This window comes from Hahella sp. CCB-MM4, assembly GCF_002260525.1.
Lineage (GTDB): Bacteria > Pseudomonadota > Gammaproteobacteria > Pseudomonadales > Oleiphilaceae > Hahella.
Map to the genome: position 1 here is coordinate 570,665 of NZ_MRYI01000001.1, position 17,332 is coordinate 587,996.

At 49.2% G+C, this 17,332-nt stretch carries 16 protein-coding genes; 1 reads left to right on the forward strand and 15 read right to left on the reverse strand.

From position 1 onward, the window contains the following. Nucleotides 1–9 precede the first annotated feature (9 nt). The 10 genes from BTA51_RS02555 to BTA51_RS02600 form a co-directional block, all read right to left on the reverse strand. Nucleotides 10–843: a protein-glutamate O-methyltransferase CheR gene (locus BTA51_RS02555; RefSeq protein WP_094705815.1), complete on the reverse strand. Its 834-nt coding sequence runs from the start codon at nucleotides 841–843 to the stop codon at nucleotides 10–12. A gap of 14 nt (nucleotides 844–857) precedes the next feature. After that, nucleotides 858–1,136, reverse strand: a complete 279-nt coding sequence (locus BTA51_RS02560; protein WP_094705816.1) for a lipid asymmetry maintenance protein MlaB — start codon at nucleotides 1,134–1,136, stop codon at nucleotides 858–860. Further along, nucleotides 1,133–1,678 (reverse strand): chemotaxis protein CheW, encoded by a 546-nt coding sequence (locus tag BTA51_RS02565; RefSeq protein ID WP_094705817.1) that lies wholly within the window; start codon nucleotides 1,676–1,678, stop codon nucleotides 1,133–1,135. The genes BTA51_RS02560 and BTA51_RS02565 overlap by 4 nt, the downstream gene beginning before the upstream one ends. Beyond that, complete coding sequence (locus BTA51_RS02570; protein WP_094705818.1) at nucleotides 1,678–4,395, reverse strand: methyl-accepting chemotaxis protein; 2,718 nt, start codon at nucleotides 4,393–4,395, stop codon at nucleotides 1,678–1,680. Before BTA51_RS02570 ends, BTA51_RS02565 begins: the two co-directional genes overlap by 1 nt. Before the next feature lie 80 nt (nucleotides 4,396–4,475). Then, nucleotides 4,476–4,979 carry a chemotaxis protein CheW gene (locus BTA51_RS02575; RefSeq protein WP_094705819.1) on the reverse strand — a complete coding sequence of 168 codons (504 nt, stop codon included), beginning with the start codon at nucleotides 4,977–4,979 and terminating at the stop codon, nucleotides 4,476–4,478. Beyond that, entirely contained in the window at nucleotides 4,963–7,059 is a 2,097-nt protein-coding gene (locus BTA51_RS02580) for a chemotaxis protein CheA (RefSeq protein ID WP_094705820.1), read from the reverse strand. The genes BTA51_RS02575 and BTA51_RS02580 overlap by 17 nt, the downstream gene beginning before the upstream one ends. Nucleotides 7,060–7,108: 49 nt before the next feature. Further along, nucleotides 7,109–7,471 carry a response regulator gene (locus BTA51_RS02585; RefSeq protein WP_094705821.1) on the reverse strand — a complete coding sequence of 121 codons (363 nt, stop codon included), beginning with the start codon at nucleotides 7,469–7,471 and terminating at the stop codon, nucleotides 7,109–7,111. A 141-nt stretch (nucleotides 7,472–7,612) separates the two neighbouring features. Further along, a complete protein-coding gene (locus tag BTA51_RS02590; RefSeq protein ID WP_094705822.1) occupies nucleotides 7,613–9,280 on the reverse strand; it encodes a fused response regulator/phosphatase in 1,668 nt (555 codons plus the stop codon). 82 nt (nucleotides 9,281–9,362) lie between these two features. Then, nucleotides 9,363–9,665 (reverse strand): STAS domain-containing protein, encoded by a 303-nt coding sequence (locus BTA51_RS02595; protein WP_094705823.1) that lies wholly within the window; start codon nucleotides 9,663–9,665, stop codon nucleotides 9,363–9,365. A gap of 56 nt (nucleotides 9,666–9,721) precedes the next feature. Further along, on the reverse strand, nucleotides 9,722–10,927 hold the full coding sequence (locus BTA51_RS02600) for a methyl-accepting chemotaxis protein (protein WP_210404745.1): 1,206 nt from the start codon (nucleotides 10,925–10,927) through the stop codon (nucleotides 9,722–9,724). Between the two features lie 201 nt (nucleotides 10,928–11,128). Here BTA51_RS02600 and BTA51_RS02605 point away from each other — a divergent pair, with 201 nt between their 5' ends. Further along, nucleotides 11,129–12,304 (forward strand): hypothetical protein, encoded by a 1,176-nt coding sequence (locus tag BTA51_RS02605; RefSeq protein WP_094705825.1) that lies wholly within the window; start codon nucleotides 11,129–11,131, stop codon nucleotides 12,302–12,304. 59 nt (nucleotides 12,305–12,363) lie between these two features. On the opposite strand, the gene BTA51_RS02610 is transcribed toward BTA51_RS02605, so the two are convergent. From BTA51_RS02610 to malE, 5 genes are all read right to left on the reverse strand, one after another. Continuing rightward, nucleotides 12,364–12,681, reverse strand: a complete 318-nt coding sequence (locus BTA51_RS02610) for an RNA-binding protein (protein ID WP_094705826.1) — start codon at nucleotides 12,679–12,681, stop codon at nucleotides 12,364–12,366. A gap of 237 nt (nucleotides 12,682–12,918) precedes the next feature. Next, a complete protein-coding gene (locus BTA51_RS02615; RefSeq protein WP_094705827.1) occupies nucleotides 12,919–13,362 on the reverse strand; it encodes a hypothetical protein in 444 nt (147 codons plus the stop codon). Between the two features lie 168 nt (nucleotides 13,363–13,530). Further along, a complete protein-coding gene (gene malG / locus BTA51_RS02620; protein WP_094705828.1) occupies nucleotides 13,531–14,421 on the reverse strand; it encodes a maltose ABC transporter permease MalG in 891 nt (296 codons plus the stop codon). Nucleotides 14,422–14,437: 16 nt separating this feature from the next. Further along, nucleotides 14,438–15,985 (reverse strand): maltose ABC transporter permease MalF, encoded by a 1,548-nt coding sequence (gene malF / locus BTA51_RS02625; protein ID WP_094705829.1) that lies wholly within the window; start codon nucleotides 15,983–15,985, stop codon nucleotides 14,438–14,440. 82 nt (nucleotides 15,986–16,067) lie between these two features. Continuing rightward, a complete protein-coding gene (malE, locus tag BTA51_RS02630) occupies nucleotides 16,068–17,261 on the reverse strand; it encodes a maltose/maltodextrin ABC transporter substrate-binding protein MalE (protein ID WP_094705830.1) in 1,194 nt (397 codons plus the stop codon). Between the last annotated feature and the right edge of the window lie 71 nt (nucleotides 17,262–17,332).

A 17,332-nucleotide genomic window follows, 5' to 3' on the forward strand; every position in this document is an offset into this window, starting at 1 on the left:
ACAAAAACCTCAGACTCTCGCGTATATCGTATTGCCTATCGAGCGAAACTGCTCTGAAATGCCGTGCAACGATTCGGAGTGCCCCAGAATCAGATAGCCGTCATTGGATAGACAACCCGCAAATTTTCGCACAAGATCCGTTTTTGTGTTCCGGTCAAAATAAATCACGACGTTGCGACAGAAAATCACATCGAAAGTTTTTTTAAATCCAAAATCACGTATCAGATTTAACTGCTCAAATCGGATATTCTTCTTAAGCTCCGACGAGACCTTGGCATAACCTTCATTGCTACCTTTGCCCTTCAGAAACCACCTCTTTTTTATATTCATCGGTATGTTTTTGACCCGTTCCAGTTGGTATACCCCCTGACGTGCCTGTCCCAGAACCTCCGTATCGATATCCGTGGCCAGAATCTCCCAGGTAAAATTATACTCTTGGGCGGCCTCAGCCAATGTCATGGCTATGGAGTAGGTCTCCTCCCCGATAGAGCATCCGGCGGACCAGATGGAGATCCTGCGCTGGTTTCTTTCCATCAATGCAGGAATCACCTGGTTACTGAGAAACTGAAAGTGGTGATTTTCACGGAAAAAGGAGGTCAGGTTGGTCGTTAGCGCATTTATAAAATGGGTGAACTCCGTTTCCTTGTTCTTTTTTAGATAATCCACATAGTCGTCAAAGCTGGTGAGGCGTAATTGACGTAATCGTTTTGTCAGACGGGAATAGAACATTTCATACTTATTGTCTGCGACCACAATCCCAGAGTAGTCCTGGCTGAGCCGACGAAAATACTCGAAGTGCTCCCGGGTAAAGTGAAAGTCCCGATCCTGCATTGCCGTACTCATCTATCGTCCCTGTATCAGATCACGATGGTATCTTCCAGCCCCACCACTTTGATGGCCTGTTTCAATACCTCACTTCCAGCTTTCCAGTCCAGCAGACCTCCACCGGCTTCCAGTCGACGCTGGGCCGCCAGGAGCAATTGCACTCCAGCCGTGTCGACCACCTCCACATTGCTGGCATCCAAAACGAGTTTCTTCTCAAACTCCTTCGCCTTCAGTTGCTCATGCAAAGCTTCAATGTTGGCAATTGTGAGATTCGCGGGGAGTTTCAGTGGTGTGTTTTTGCTCCGGCTCATTGATCCGTTGCCTCTATCACTTTGGAAAACGTTTCTGGATCCAGCAGTGAATCCACATCAATTAACAGCACCATACCCTCTTCGGTCTTGACCAGTCCTCGCAGATATCGGGTATCAAGCTTGGAACCTAACTCCGGTTTTGCCTTAATTTCCTCGGGCTTGATATCAAGAACATCCGCAACCCGGTCTACAACCATCCCAACCACATGTTCCTGTTGATGATCATTTCCAGTTTGTTGATCACCTTCTTTAGACCGGGCAGTGGCGGCCTGCATGATGGATACAAGAATCACGACGGTCTCCCTACTGTAGTTGACGCCCCCCAGAGAGAACTTCATACGCAGGTCCACAATTGGTACGATGCCGCCCCGAAACTCGATAACCCCTTTTATGTATTTGGGAACGTTGAGAATTTCCCTGGGTTTGCTCCAGCCACGAATTTCACGCACTCTGAGAATGTCCAATGCATAGGCATCCTCGCCCATCCAGAATGTGAGAAACTGGGATGAGCGCTCGTCTTTGACTCCCCGATCCGGCCTCATCAGAATACCTCCCAATCGTCTTCGCCAGATTCCGGCGAGGCAGACTTGGCCGCTGCGCTGGTCATTTTATCCTTGCTGTTGCCCTTCGGTTTTGGTGCACTCGTCGCTGCAGTACTCCGGGGCAGATTGGCGCGGGAGGGAACCGAAATACTCATATCTCCGCTGGCCTGAAAGAACGACATGACCTGGACCATCTGGCCGACGCTGTCCAGGGAGGATTCCGCAGAGGAAGCGGTCTCTTCCGCCAAAGCAGCGTTTTGCTGGGTGATTTCATCCAGCTCTGAAATGGCTCTGTTAATCTGGTCTATGCCGGAGCTCTGCTCTTCTGTAGCTGCGGCAATATCGGAAATCAGGTCAGACACCTTCTTCACGTTGGCAATGATATCGTCCAATGTGGTACCAGATTCATTCACCAGATCAGAGCCTGCCTGGACTTTCTTCACACTGTCTTCAATCAATTCCTTGATTTCCTTGGCAGAGGTCGCACTGCGCTGGGCCAGATTACGAACTTCCGTGGCCACCACCGCAAAGCCGCGTCCCTGTTCACCCGCCCTGGCGGCTTCCACAGAAGCATTCAAGGCGAGCAGATTGGTTTGAAAAGCAATGTCGTCGATAACACTGATAATCTCAGCAATCTTGCGACTGGATTCATTGATCTCCGCCATGGAAGATACGGTACGCTTAATAACCTCCCCTCCTTTGCTGGCAGAATCCCTGGACAGATTAGACAGCTGGTCCGCCTGGCGGGAATTATCAGCCGTGTTGCGCACGTTGCTGGCGAGCTCTTCCATACTGGATGCGGTTTCTTCCAGGCTGGAACTCTGTTTTTCGGTTCTCTCCGATAGCTGATTGTTGCCCGTCGAAATTTCCTGATTTGCGGCACGTACGCTTTCCGTGGAAGTCAGCAATTGATTGACAATGCCATTAAGCCGCTCGACGCTTCCGTTAACTGAGTTGGCGATATTGGCGTATTGACCGTCATAGTCAGTGTCCATACGTCCGCTAAGATCTCCTTTAGACATTTTGCTGACCACATCACCAATATCTTCCAACACATCATCCACCACCTGGACGAATTCGTTCAGTCCTTCCGCAAGCTTAAGGAAAAATCCTTCCTTGCCTTCCATGGGCAGGCGTTCCTTGAGGTCGCCCTGACGGGCCGCCAGCACCAGCTTTTCCACCTCACTTTCAGCTTTCACTTGGTCGGTGACATCACGCCACTCCACCACGAAGCCGAGGATGTTGTCCTTACTGTCCCTGATCGCGCCGGCGGTCAGATCAAAATGGCTTCCGCCCAATACCAGACTGGCGTCATGGGGCGCTTTCAATTGGGTCAGCAATTGGCGTTGATGAGCAGGATTCTTATGGAAGAAATCGATATTCTGTCCCATCAGCTCATCAGCATTGAACTGGGGAAGACGCTTGCGAATCTCATTCTCAGCAGCTTTCAGCACTCTGGTAACCGAGGGGTTCATGTACACAATGTTAAAATTCTCATCTGCCACCATCAGTGCTGTGGAGGTCGTTTCTATGGCTTGCTGCAAGCGGGTCATTTCAACCTCAGCACGGCGCTCCTGAGTCACATTTCTCCATTCCACTACGTATCCAAGGATACTGTTGTTCTGATCACGGATAGCACCGGCGGTCAGGTCAAATAAGGTATCACCAAGTGACAGACTCGCATCATAAGGGGTGGTGAGGCTCTGGAGTAACTGCCGCTGATGGGCCGGGTTCTTATGGAAGAAATCAATGTTCTGACCCAGCAGCTTGTCAGCATCAAATTGAGGGACTCTCTTGCGAATTTCACTCTGCGCATCTTTCAATGTTCTGGTGACCGCAGGATTCATATACACAATATTGAATTCTTCATCAGCCACCATGATGGCTGAGGCAGTGGTTTCGATGGCTTGCTTCAGGCGGGTCATTTCGATCATTTGAACCCGATCTCGCTCATCCTGCGCTTTTAGCTGATCCCGCAATTCCCTGATGGAACCGAACACACCCTGTCCTTCGCCAAGCTCCTGGTTGTAGTTCCCCGCGGTCAGTTCACCGGCAATACGCGACAACATTGCCGGCTCAGCTCCCAAGGTACTCATCAGCTTCCGTCCAAACGCAAACAGAATGCCGACTCCCAGAAGTATGCCGATGATCGTCACTGTCACAACCGTGACCAATTCTGAGTTCACATCGGCCTTCACGTCGCTGGAAATTCCTCTGTAGGTCTCCAGTACGGTATCCCCCAGGACTGCCAGAGAAACTTCCAGATCTTCAAAACTCTGGTTAAAAGCTTCAAGTCTGTTTAGGGCTTCCCCGTAGGTCCGACTATTCATTACAGCTTCTGAAGACCGCATGAACATCTTGAGATCAGGTTCAGTCTTTTGAACAAGTCCGGTTAATTTCTCTGAAATCACCGATTCAGAAACCAGGCGATAATCCTCCGTTATTTTTTCTTTGTGCTCACTAAAGACATCTTTAGCGTCCGCCTGCATCTGCTGATCATTTGTCTGTAAAGCCAGCAGATATTGGTACACACTGCCCCTAACGCCATCGTGGCGCATATCCATGTCGCCGGTGTACCTCAACTGTTTCACGGATCGTTCCATGCGTATTTCATTTTCATGGACAACACTGGTCTGACTGTACAGACTGACCAGAATTATCAGAAAAATCACAACAAATAGAGTCCCTACCAGTAACAATGAGCGTTTGACTGTCATATCCAGTCTCCTGACTTTTGTCTTGTATCTAATATATCGATCTTGTTTCTAATATATCGGTCTGTTTCATTAACCGATGCTTATTCCGCTTCTTCCCTTATGCCCAGGGCCTTGACCAGGTCCAGCATGATGATCATGCGTCCTGAATATTCCACCACCCCTTGGGCAAACTGGGTGGATTTCCGTTTCTTTAACTGTGGAGCAGGTTGGATTGAAGAGATTGGAAATCGAACGACATCCGTCAGTTCGTCTACCACCACTCCCTGTATTTTTTCCCGTCCAAGTTCGCGAACGTTGAACATGATGACAACGGTATGCTTGTCATAGTCATGCGTCTTTAAACCTATCCTTTTGCGCAGGTCGATAATTGGAACGATGGCCCCCCGAACATTCACTAACCCACATTCCCAGGATTGGGCATGAGGCACTCGGGTGACCGGTTCCCATGCCCGGATTTCCTTTACTCTCATGATCGGAACGGCATATTCCTCACGCTCGAGACTGAAAGTCAGATACTCACTATCCTGTTCAGCCATGTCTCCAGACGTTTGTCCGGCACTGGCTGTATCATCCAACTTGGGCATAGGTTTCCTCTGTCTCTTTTTGAAGCATTGCCAGGCCCCCGACATCAAGAATCAATGCCACCCGTCCATCCCCCAGGATGGTCGCCCCGGATACGCCCTGCACTGAGTGATAGTTGTCTTCGAGTGACTTGATCACAATCTGCTGCTGGCTGGAGAGATCATCGACAAACAAACCGAAACGCCGGTTGTCATGTTCGACAATGACGACAATTCCGTTTTCCAGTGCAGAGACATCATGACCCGCCGGGGCATCCAGCGCTTCGGTGAGCCGCAAGACCGGCAGGTACTGCCCTCTGAGTTTGATCGCTTCTCCGGTACCGGTGACCTTGTGCACCATTTCCGGATAAGGCTGAAGAGATTCGATAATGGAGACGAGTGGAATGACATAGATCTCCTCTCCGATATTGACCAGCTGGCCGTCCATGATGGCGAGTGTCAGGGGGAGTCGAATCACAAACCGGGTGCCTTTGCCCAGGGTGGAATCCACGTGAATGCTGCCTCCCAGGCTCTGAACATTACGTTTGACCACATCCATGCCGACGCCTCTTCCAGACAGATCACTGGCCTGCTCCTTGGTAGAAAACCCTGGTAGGAAGATCAGCTCGAATGCCTGCTGATCATTGAAAATGGTTTCTTCCGATATCAAACCTTTTTTCTTGGCTTTATCGAGTAGTTTTGCAGGATCCAGTCCTTTTCCATCGTCCTCCACTTCGATCACGATATTGCCTACTTGGTGATAGGCTCGGAGCCAGACGGTACCGTGCTCCGGCTTCCCGTTACCTACCCGTTCCTCCACCGTCTCGATACCGTGATCGACGCTGTTGCGGACTAAATGAACCAAGGGATCTGTAATTTTTTCGATAACGGTTTTATCGACCTCGGTGGATTCACCGCTCATGACCAGCTCGATGTCCTTGGATAACTGCCGGCTCAAGTCTCTTACCATTCTCGGAAATCGGCTGAAACAGAAAGAGATAGGCAACATGCGGATCTGCATGACACCTTCTTGCAGCGCCCGTGTTTGTCGATGAAGTTGCATCAAGCCCTGCTGCAAACGCTCCATTCCCTGAAGCGCTTCATCTTCACTGAGAAGATTCAGCATGGATTGTGTGATCACCAGCTCCCCGACCATGTTGATCAAAGCATCCACTTTGCCCAGGTCGACTCTGATGGACTGACTCTCCGTCGATGACGTCGCTGTTGATTTCGCCGTTGGCGCTTTCTTCGGGGAAATGTCCTGGACTGGTTCCGGGGTGCTGATGGCAGGTTCTAACACTTCCTGCGACGGGGACGGCGAATCTTTTTTCTCTTCGGCTACCTTTGAGTTTGTTTCGAGTATCGGCGCGCTTGTTTCAAGTATCGGCACCAATGCCAGATCGCATTCATCTTCGACCCAGGCAAATATATCGTCAATGACCGCCCGCTCCACCGGGGCTTTCAGATTCAAAGTCCAGCCCAGATAACTGTTGAGGGGCTCATATAATTCCCACTCGGGCATCTGCGCCGTATCGCAGATTACTTCTAGCGGACCATGTTCTCCCAGCTCCCGAATCAAGCGTAACGGGTCGTTACCGCGAAGCATCATCTCCTTATGCGGTGTAAATACGATTCGCCAGCCAATCAGCACGTCCTCATCCGTCTGTGTGGCAGACGAAGCATCAGCGGGAGCTTCGGGTGAAGGAGCGGCGCTTCCTCCTGACATGATCAGTTCCAGGGGGTGCAGGTAATCTTGCAATACCTGCACATCCATCTGTTCACCCTTCTTTGCAAAGGTCAACAGATGTCTCAATGCGTCGACGGATCCCAATAATACATCGACAATGTCCTGGCTGATCGATCGCTTTCCAGCCCGAATGTCATCCAGGAGATTTTCCATGACATGCGTGTAGGCCGCGACCTGTTGAAAGCCGAACGTCGCACTACCTCCTTTGATGGAGTGCGCTGCGCGGAATATTGTATTGATCGCCTCAGAATCAACAGCAGTAACGTCCAGATTCAGCAGACCTGATTCAATTTCAGTGACAGCTTCATCACTCTCTTCAAAGAAGACACTGTGAAAACGGGTAACATCAACACTCATAAGCTACTCCGTGCTTTCCTGACCCTCAAATGGTCAGGCAAATGTTTGTTCAGCCCAAAACTTTTTTGATAGTGGAGACCAACTGGTCCGGATTAAAAGGTTTCACAATCCAGCCGGTAGCCCCGGCGGCTTTACCCTCACTTTTTTTGTCTGCTCCGGATTCGGTGGTCAGCATCAATAACGGAGTAAACTTATAACTGGCTTCGGCACGCAGATTTTTAATCAACGTAATCCCATCCATGACCGGCATGTTAACGTCAGTAATCACCAGGTCGTATTTGTTGGATTTGGCCTTTCCCAAAGCCTCCTGACCATTGGATGCCTCATCCACCTGATACCCTGCACCTTTCAGGGTAAACGCGACCATCTGACGCATGGAGGCGGAATCATCCACTGCAAGAATCTTAGCCATATTCTCCCCTTATTCTCCGAACAAAATTTGACCTCGTTGTATCAGGATAGCAGCAACCACTCATATCACACGGACCGGGAGCGCTGAATATTCATGACTCAGAACAGGAAACCTCCACCCCAATCTCAATATACTGATGCTTCAGCTATTCAGATCAATGACGGCTCTGACATGATGATCACCTGTATTAAATTTCAGTTCTCTGCAGATAGCCTTCACCATGGGTAACCCTCTCCCGAAAGCATCATCACTGTCTTCCAGATCAAGATTCAGCGGAGATATGCCTTGGCCACTATCAGATACCTCGACGCATAGAGACATAGGTAACTGGCTGCTGATCGTCAGCTCCATACGCACCCAGCCATCCTTCAAGTCCTGTAAAAGTCTCTGCCGATTTTTGTAATATTTTTCGAATCCGCCTTCCTCACTCTTCACGTCTGAAAACAAATTCAGAACACCATGATCAACCGCATTGTTGAACAGCTCAGCAATCACCATAAATACAACTTCTTTTTCTGGACGTATCGCCATATGCTGACTTAACCACTGCCTGACAATCATGAGAGGATCACTGGTGCGCAATTGGGTAGGCCACCACGAAAACTCTAGCGAAACTGAAGGTAAACCGATGTCCACCAGTGGATTGATATTATCCACTTCTTCTCCATCATCTGCGGCGATTCCCTTTTCCATGCAGGTGATTTCGATCAGAGACAGGTCATCCTGAAGATCGGAATTGAACTCGTATACGGCTTGCAGCATGGCATCCAATATCCGGCCCTGGCTGTGCTGAACGACAGAAATCACCCCTTCCTCGCCAAACATTTCGCCGTCCGCATTGCTGCACTCAGTGACCCCATCGGTATAGAACAGCAATCGATTATCGCCATTAAGTGACAGAATTTCAGTATCAGCTTCAAACTCGTCGTCCCCCATAATGCCGAGTGGCATATGGGTCGACTTGATAGATCGACGTACCTCGTTGCCTTCGATCAGGAACGCATCAGGCAACCCTCCACACCAGATTTCAATGCGGTTTCTGGCCTGATTGATTTCTCCCACAGTGGCACAAAAAAACATCGAGCCGGGCAAAAAACGCTTCAGGATCTGATTTAACTCCCTAACAATTTCGCCCACCGACAAATTTCGCCGACTCATGGTTCGAAATGCCTGGGTAACCGGAATGGAGCCGATAGAGGCGGTCAACCCATGACCGGTAAAGTCACCGATGAGAAAATAGGCTCCGCCATCCCATTTGTCCTGTAGCAACACCAGATCACCGCTAAAGAAAGAGGCGGCGGTACAATGCATATCAATCCCGGGAACATCCGTCGCATTGGCCTTTTGCGCAGCCTCCATCAGGTGACGGGTCATGTCATATTCGCTGTGGACACGCGAACGAAAGTATTCCAGTTCCTTGTTCTGCATCAGCACCTGACGGTTCAGGTTGAGAGTTCGTTCATGGGCCTGAATTTTTGCTCGAAGAATATTGAAATTGATCGGTTTGACCAGGAAATCATCGCCGACTTCCAGACTTTGAACCAACTCCTCCTCATCAGAAAGAGCCGTTAAAAAAATAATAGGGACATGTTCTCCAGGCTGCTCCTCCTTGATTGCCCGAGCGGCCGTGTAGCCATCCATGACCGGCATCAGCATATCCATTAGAATCAGGTCTGGCTTGGTATCGCGCCAGATTTCCAGGGCCTGGGCTCCGTTCTCTGCGACATGGCAGACATGCCCGAAGTCTTCCAACTCCATTACCAGCAGTTGGCGGCAGAATTCCTCATCCTCTGCAATCAGTATTTCCATGCCCCGTTTCCCTTTTTTTTCAGGAGACTGAAAACTAGTTATCAGGCGATTGAAACCCGTGTCGGGTGATTGAAAATAAATGTCAGGAAATTGAGAATTTCTTATCGAATCTCGAAATCTCAAAGATCTTCTTGATACCAGGTGAACAATTCACAATGCTTATCTGCGCCGTATCGCCACCAAGAAATGTTCGCATATTGAGCAGCATTCCCAGCGCAGAGCTGTCTATGTGCTCGGTCTGCCGCAAATCAACAACAAACTCCGCATCCTTGTTCTTTGATTCATAGGAGCTACGGAATTGAGATATCTGGCTGAAATCAAATCTTCCACGAATATCGATGGTGACTTTCCTGCCGTCCGATGAAGCCCGGGACTCAATCGTCATAATGAACCTCCCTGATGAATTTGCTGATTAATTAAAATGAGGAAACTGCAAACTCCCTAAAACAATTCGATATCATCGCCGCTTGCTTTTGCACGGTCCGATCCATGTATGCCCATATCAACATTCATCATCGTCTGCATTTGCTGTTGTAAGCGTTCATAATCCTGGATGGTCAGGCTCTTGCCTTTGGATAACTCTTGTAAAATGTTATGCACACTGTGGATTAGTTCCATCCTTCTCGTCAGCCTGCTGCATGCCTGCGTTGCGATATCGCCAAACTGAAAACCCTGGACACTGGTATCCACCAAACGCTTAATCTGCGTGGAAAGCTCAACCATGTGCGCGACCGCTTCATTGATTTCCACATTGATTTCGGAGCGCTCCTGAATCATCTGCTCTACATACCCCCTTCCGTTGAGGGCTTCTTTCATATCCAGAGAGGCCACGTCTCCAACGATTTCCCGGACTTTACTGATCGCGTTTTTGGTTTCACTGGCCTTGCCTTTAATCTGGGTATTCAGTTCACTGGAGCCACGGGACAGCCGACGCACCTCATCAGCGACAACGGCAAACCCTCTGCCCGCCTCACCCGCCCTGGCCGCTTCGATTGCAGCATTGAGCGCCAGAAGGTCCGTCTGATCCGCAATTTCCTGGATATTACCTAGCAAAGCGAACATTTGATCGAGCTGTCCCACCATGTCCTCAATTCGATGCACGGCGTTAACGCTCTTCTCCGAGACATTCACAAGAAGATCAACATAGGTACCGATAATTCGGTCTAAAGATTCAGCAAACTCTTCCATCGAAAGCCTCTGTTGAGGCGTATCCTTTCCAGCTTTAGCCTTGTCCTTGTTGTCCCCTTTTACTCTCGCGAGAACTTCAAACGCCAACTCGCTCTGCTGCTTGGAACTGTCACTGAGTTCAACAAAAGAGTGGCTAAGCGTTTCTATATTGCTGGAAATAATATTGTTCAACTCTTCGGATGAACTTCGCACTTCATCTATGGAACTTTCGCAATAGTCTGAAATGTTGTGGGTTAACTTCTTACGTTCGTGATCAAGAGATAATTCCTGTGAAGTCGCTTCCTCACTTTGATCTGAAGGGCGAAAAAACCAGGTGGAAGCTATGGCAAGTGCCGTCGAAACGGAAAAAGTCCAGGTAGCAATAGATGAGGGAAGAAACCACGATATGAGCACGACAAGTACGGAAAGTGCAATCAGGATTCCCCCTCCCCTTCCTTTGTTGGACGTACCTTCATTCATATCTTCAACCTTAAGCATAATGCTATCGAAAAATGACTGGGGGCTGATTCATCCTGCACTAAAAAACTATAGCTCAAAATTCCCGACTGCAAAGCTAGGCTATTTCTTTTACCCGAAAAAATGGCAAAAGGGACTGTCTTGGTAATTCACCCAGGTTGATCTACGCTAAGTTCAAGGCATAAAGGAACCAGGAGCAGCCTAATGGGAACACCATACGAAATTGGATTGTGTGGAGAACTCTCCGGGAAAACACAACACGCATGCAGTGCCACACTACATTTTACGGTATGCGACGGGGAACAGATTGCTGCCAGAGTCGGAGCATCCCCTCCACTGGATGCCCTATTGCTGTGCCAACCGCTCACTCATCAGGAACAACTAGCCATTCTGCAACAGATCACAGAACTGGAGCTGGATGAGACACCGCCTTGTCTGGTATGTCTGGAAGCGCCTGACGCCAACACCATGATGAGCTTCCTGGACGCCGGTGCCGATGATGTTCTGGATACAGACAGTTCCAGCAAAAAATTAGTCACTCGCATTCATAAGGCTGTTCTTAACCGGATTGCCAACCGGCAATTAAAATCGCAGCTCAGGTTGGCGAACGAAGTTGCCATGAGTGCGATGACCGATACCAGCGACCTGGGTAACAACATCCAGTTTCTGCTGGAGGTCAATCATTGCGATAACTTTGATCAGCTTGGACAGTTGCTGTTTCAGGCACTTGATTATTATGGTCTGAATTGCAGCCTGCAGATTCGCGGCCGCTTTGAAACAAAAAATATGGAGCGCAGCGGTATCGCAAGGGAGCTGGAAACCCAGCTGTTAACTCACTTTTCCACCGGCTCAAGATTCCATCAGTCAGGGAAAAGGCTATTCTGCAACTACGGCCATATTTCCCTGCTGATCAAGAACATGCCGATAGAAGATGAAATACGTTGCGGCAAGATCAGAGACAATATATTTGCCCTGTTGCAGGGCTCCGATGCCAGAATAAGAGCACTTGATGACGCACTGGAAGTGGAACTCAGAATGCAGGTACTACAAGATCTTTCCAGACGCATGCTAACGGCTCTGACCGATCTGGAAGAGAGCTACATGGTGATCACCAATGAGATCGTGACCGTTACCGAGTACACCAATGAACAAATCACCGATGCATTACATTACCTCGGACTGACGGAAAACCAGGAGCAGGCGATCTGCGATATCATGCACGACCTGATTACCAACACTAACAGGGTCTTTAATCAGGGATTAGCCATCAACCAGCAACACCGGGAATATTTCGAGCAAATTGAAGGCGCTATTGCACCTTCCGCCCCGGGACAGACCGATTCTTTCGCACAATTACAAGCCTTGCTCGCAGCCACCTGAGCGAATCAGGCGGCCGTAGCACACCTGATATCTGCCGACAGTAACCGTAAGGCTGGAATCTAATGTCTGGGCCGGAAATTTCGTCTGGGCTTTTCTTCTCTCGGACGGGCTTCATTGACTTTCATGTTACGTCCGTGAATGTTGCTGTCATTCAATTGCTGAATAGCAGCTTCAGCTTGTCCCCCATCAGGCATTTCCACAAATCCGAATCCTTTGGATTTGCCAGTTTCCCGGTCGCGGATTACATTGCAACGGCTGATTTCACCAAAAGCACCAAATGCTTCACGCAGATCATCTTCCGTTACCTGATAGGGCAGGTTTCCCACATATATGTTCATCACACTTTCTCGTTCGATCCCAGCGCTTGTATCGAGCATACTATTGGTAACCAAACGCCGACATTACCCAATAGCGACCAGCCAACCTCTGGCTAATTCATTTCTCCACACCGGGCTGCGTTCAAAATAGTTTGAGTCCTTGAACTGCCCATAAAGTAGACAATGAAATTAAATCTGGTTCATAAAGCATTAAACGTCAAATAGGATTGAACAAAAAAGTGCCACAGGCAGATGACAGTTTGGTGTATTCACGACTTCACAGCTCAACGTCTTCACTCACAAGGTGTCCAGCAGCTCGACTTTCAGGACACACTTCCTCACCTCGTATGAATGGGTGACAGAGGGAAAATATGGCTCGTCAATAGGGATTGAGATCGGACCGGCATCGGAGCCAAATGTCGCAGTTCGTTGAACGGGTGCAATCTCGGCACTTTCTTCAGTTATATAATCGTTAAAGCAGGCTTTTTCCAAGACGTCGAACCCTGTCGCCTTGTGATCAACACTTAATTCCGCGGCCCGCTTCAGAGCATAGTTCTCAGCATCGGCAAAACTGATCTTTTCATAGGTTTCATAAGTCACCTGATATTGTCGCTCCGACAGCTGAATCTCGCTGTATCCATGAGGACGCTTTCCCTCCTTGGCCATGTAAAGCGGCCTGGATTCAAAGGCAGAACATCCGGCCAGCCATAACAGGAGTCCGGCTGTGAGCAGTTTTCGCATAGTGAGTAGTTCCCTGATAAACGATCAATTTGCCAATACCAAAATGCAAATCTATCACAGTTTTTAACAGGGATACCGGATGTCCTTAACAAAAAAGACCCGGTCCGGGAGTTCATCTCCCGACCGGGTACGCGCAACAAAAGGAAGACGAAAAAAAGTTTTGCGCGATTACCCTTTCACTCCTCCGGCCGTCAGCCCGCCGACGATCCATTTCTGGCAATAGAGGAAAATTAATGTGATGGGTAAACCGGATAACACCGCTGCAGCGGCAAAGTCGCCCCAGAGGTAATTCTGTTCATACAGGTATTGTTGAGCACCCACAGCCAACGTGAGGTTGTCGACATTCAACAGAAGAATAGAGGCAATGGGGTATTCCATGATGTTCATGATAAACGCCAGGATGAACACCACTGCCAGGATGGGCACCGACAAAGGCAGAAGGATATAGCGGAAAGCCTGCCAGGTGGTGGCTCCATCAACAATGGCGGCTTCTTCCAATGAACGGTCAATGGATTCGAAGTAACCTTTGATGGTCCATATGTGCAACGCCATACCGCCAAGTGATGCCAGAATCACCGCTCCATGCGTATCGATCCCCAGCCAGCTCACATGGTTACCGATTTCATCAAACAACGCATACAACGCCACCAATGACAACACCGGCGGGAACATCTGGAAGATCAGCATGGACTTCAGGATGACCCCTTTGAACTTGAAGCGCATACGGGCAAAAGCATAAGCACTGGTGGTGGAAAGCAGCAAAATCAGACCACTTGATATGGTGGCAATCTTGATGGAGTTCCAAAGCCACAACAGTACAGGAAATGGTGGTTGCAATACGGTCCCGTCAGCCTGGGTATAGGGAATTCCCAAGGCCAGCGACCAATGCTCCAGCGATGGATTTTCAGGAAGCAGACTACCGGTAGCAAAATTTCCCGTGCGGAAAGAGATGGATACGACCATCAGCAACGGAAAGACAATAATCATGATAAAACACAGCAGCCCAAGATGGGTCGCCCAGACACGATATTTGACGGATTTGGGTTGAACCATGGCCATAACGATAAACTCCTAACTAAACCTTCACCTTGGACAGCTTGAGATTAAGCAGCGACAGGGACCCCACCAACAGGAAGATGACGGTCGCGATGGCTGCTGCCAGACCAAAATTCTGGCCGGAGTCCTGGAACGCAATGCGATAGGTATAGCTGACTAACAGATCAGTAGTACCGGCCGGTGTCGTGGCTCCAATAATGTCGGGAGCTCCGCCGGTGAGCAGGGCAATCAGAACAAAATTATTGAAATTGAAGGCGAAGCTGGCAATCAGAAGCGGCACCAGTGGACGGATAATTTGCGGCAATGTGATTTTGAACAGGTTGTCCAAAGGCGTTGCCCCATCCATCGCTGATGCTTCGTATAAATCCCGTGGAATTGCCTGTAACAATCCCATGCAAAGTAACATCATGTAGGGATAGCCCAACCAGGTATTCACAATCACGATCATGGAGCGGGCCAGCCCCGCATCACTGAACCAATCCGGACGGATACCGAACAACCCTTCCAGTACCAGATTGATCTCACCAAAGTTCTGGTTAAACAGACCTTTAAATACCAGTATCGATATGAATGCCGGTACAGCATAAGGCAGGATCAACATCATCCGGTAAAAACCCTTACCTCCGATCTGATCCCACTGCAGGATATTTGCCAGCAATAAGCCAAGCGCGAGAGTAAACACTACCGTGAGCAATGCGAAAGCGATCGTCCAGACAAAGATCTGCAGGAATGGCTCGCGGATACTCTCATCCGTGATCACCCTCAAATAGTTATCCCAGCCAATGGTCACCGTCCAGCCAGGGGAAAGGGTTGCACCATCAGCATTTTGATAAAATCCAATTTCGTCATTAGGGTAATAAGCCACTTTATTGCGCTGGTCATACAGACTACCGTCCGCTTCCAGAGTAAAAGCCGCACTCATCGCCGCAAAATTTCTGAGGCCTGCCAGGCGCAGACTCTTTCCGTCGGCAGTGACCAGTTCCAACTGACGCAGATCATTCTTTAGCTTCACGATGTCCTTAAGCCCCAGCGGAGCAACATCAGGAGCTGATTCAGCCGGCTGCAGTGTCAGATCAATCTCTTCATCAGCCGTCACGCTAAAGGATGGGGTCTCAACCAATTCTCCGGAGGGAGATTCCAGTTGTAAAACATACTGGTCGCCCTGTGGATAAACCTTAAAGTTATAACGTTCATCACCTGTCTGGTATTGCTGAGACAGCAAGTGTTCCTGCACCCGTTCAAAGCTGAGCAGGTTACTGGCACTGTAGTTGGTGAAGCCGATACCGATGGTATAAATCAGTGGAAATATGACAAACACCACCATACCCGCGATAGAGGGATAGATGTATCGGTGAGCGTATGCCTTGTTAGAGCTGAAAATGTACAACGCAGACCCGATGACAACCAGAAACAGCACGGCAAAGGCGAATTGATCCTGTGCGTACAACACCACAGTCAGATAGAGTGCCAGGAGGAATGTCGCGCCAAGTGCGGCCCACTTAAAGATACTGGTATTCATAATTCGCTTGCGTTCAGCAACTGATGTCGAAAGGGCGTGGCTGTGCATGGAAAAGCCCCGTGTAATGAATTAATGATAGTTTAAACAGGCAGTCGACAGGGAGCCGTAGCTCCCTGTCATAACGTATGGATTAACGTGTAATACGTTTTGCTGCCATATCCAGTGCAGCATCCACAGATTGACGGCCGGAGGTGATGTTTTGCAGTGCCGGCCCCATCGAAGACCAGAATGCACCCATTTCAGGGATATTCGGCATGGGTTCACCCAGCTCTGCGTTTTTGAAGGTGGCAGCGATGTTGGGATCAGAAGACAGCTCAGACATGAACTGCTTATTGGCAACGGCACCAAGTGGCACGTCATCATTGATCATTTTCAGACCTTTAAGGGAGGTCATGTAGTTTTCAATAAACTCAATGGCAAGTTCCTTGTTAGGGCTGGCCGAGTTAATTGTGGCAGCGGTTACACCGATAAAAGGCTTGCCTGGCGCACCCTTGATGCTCGGGATAGTGGCCACGCCAAAGTTGATGCCGCTCTTTTTCAAGTTACCCCAGGCCCAAGGCCCGTTGATGACCATAGCCACTTCGCCTTTGTTGAACTTGGAGTCCATTACGCCGTAATCAGCACCTTTGGGCATTACCCCTTTGTCGATCAGGTCTTTGATCATGTTGGCAGCAGCTTTGGCACCATCGTTATTAACACCAGTATCCTTGATGTCATACCCTGCATCAGTTTTCTTGAAAGGGTATCCGCCATTTGAGGCAAATAACGGCCAGGAGAAGTAAGTGTTGTTGTAATCCCACAAAATGGCTTTCTTGCCGTCAGCACTCAGCTTCTTGTCCAGTGCTTCCATTTCTTCAAAGGTCTTGGGGGGTTCTGGCACCAGATCTTTGTTGTAGATCAGTCCCACGGCTTCAATTGCCAGGGGATAACCGTACACTTGGCCGTTCCAGGTAACCGCATCCCAGGTAAAATCAACGATTTCGTCTTTGGATTTTTTGGAGGGATTGATTGGCGTGATTAAACCGGATTTGGCCCATTCACCAAAACGGTCATGTGCCCAGATAAAAATATCCGGTCCATTACCGGTAGCTGCAGCCTGCTGAAATTTGTCAGTCACGCTGTCAGGATGAGCGACGGTCACTGCAATTCCCGTCTCCTTTTCAAACCAGTTGCCCACTTCCTGTAGACCATTGTAGCCTTTGTCACCGTTGATCCAGACAACCAGCTTTCCTTCCTCAATATCTGCGTGAGCAGCTGAGATCATCCCCGCAGAGACGACCATTGAGGCGGCAACAGTGCCGACCAGCTTTTTCCAAGCTTTCATGCTTCTTACCTCGCTATGAGTTATTTTTGTTGTCCACAAGCTGGCGTTCTACCACTGCCATCTACGATATC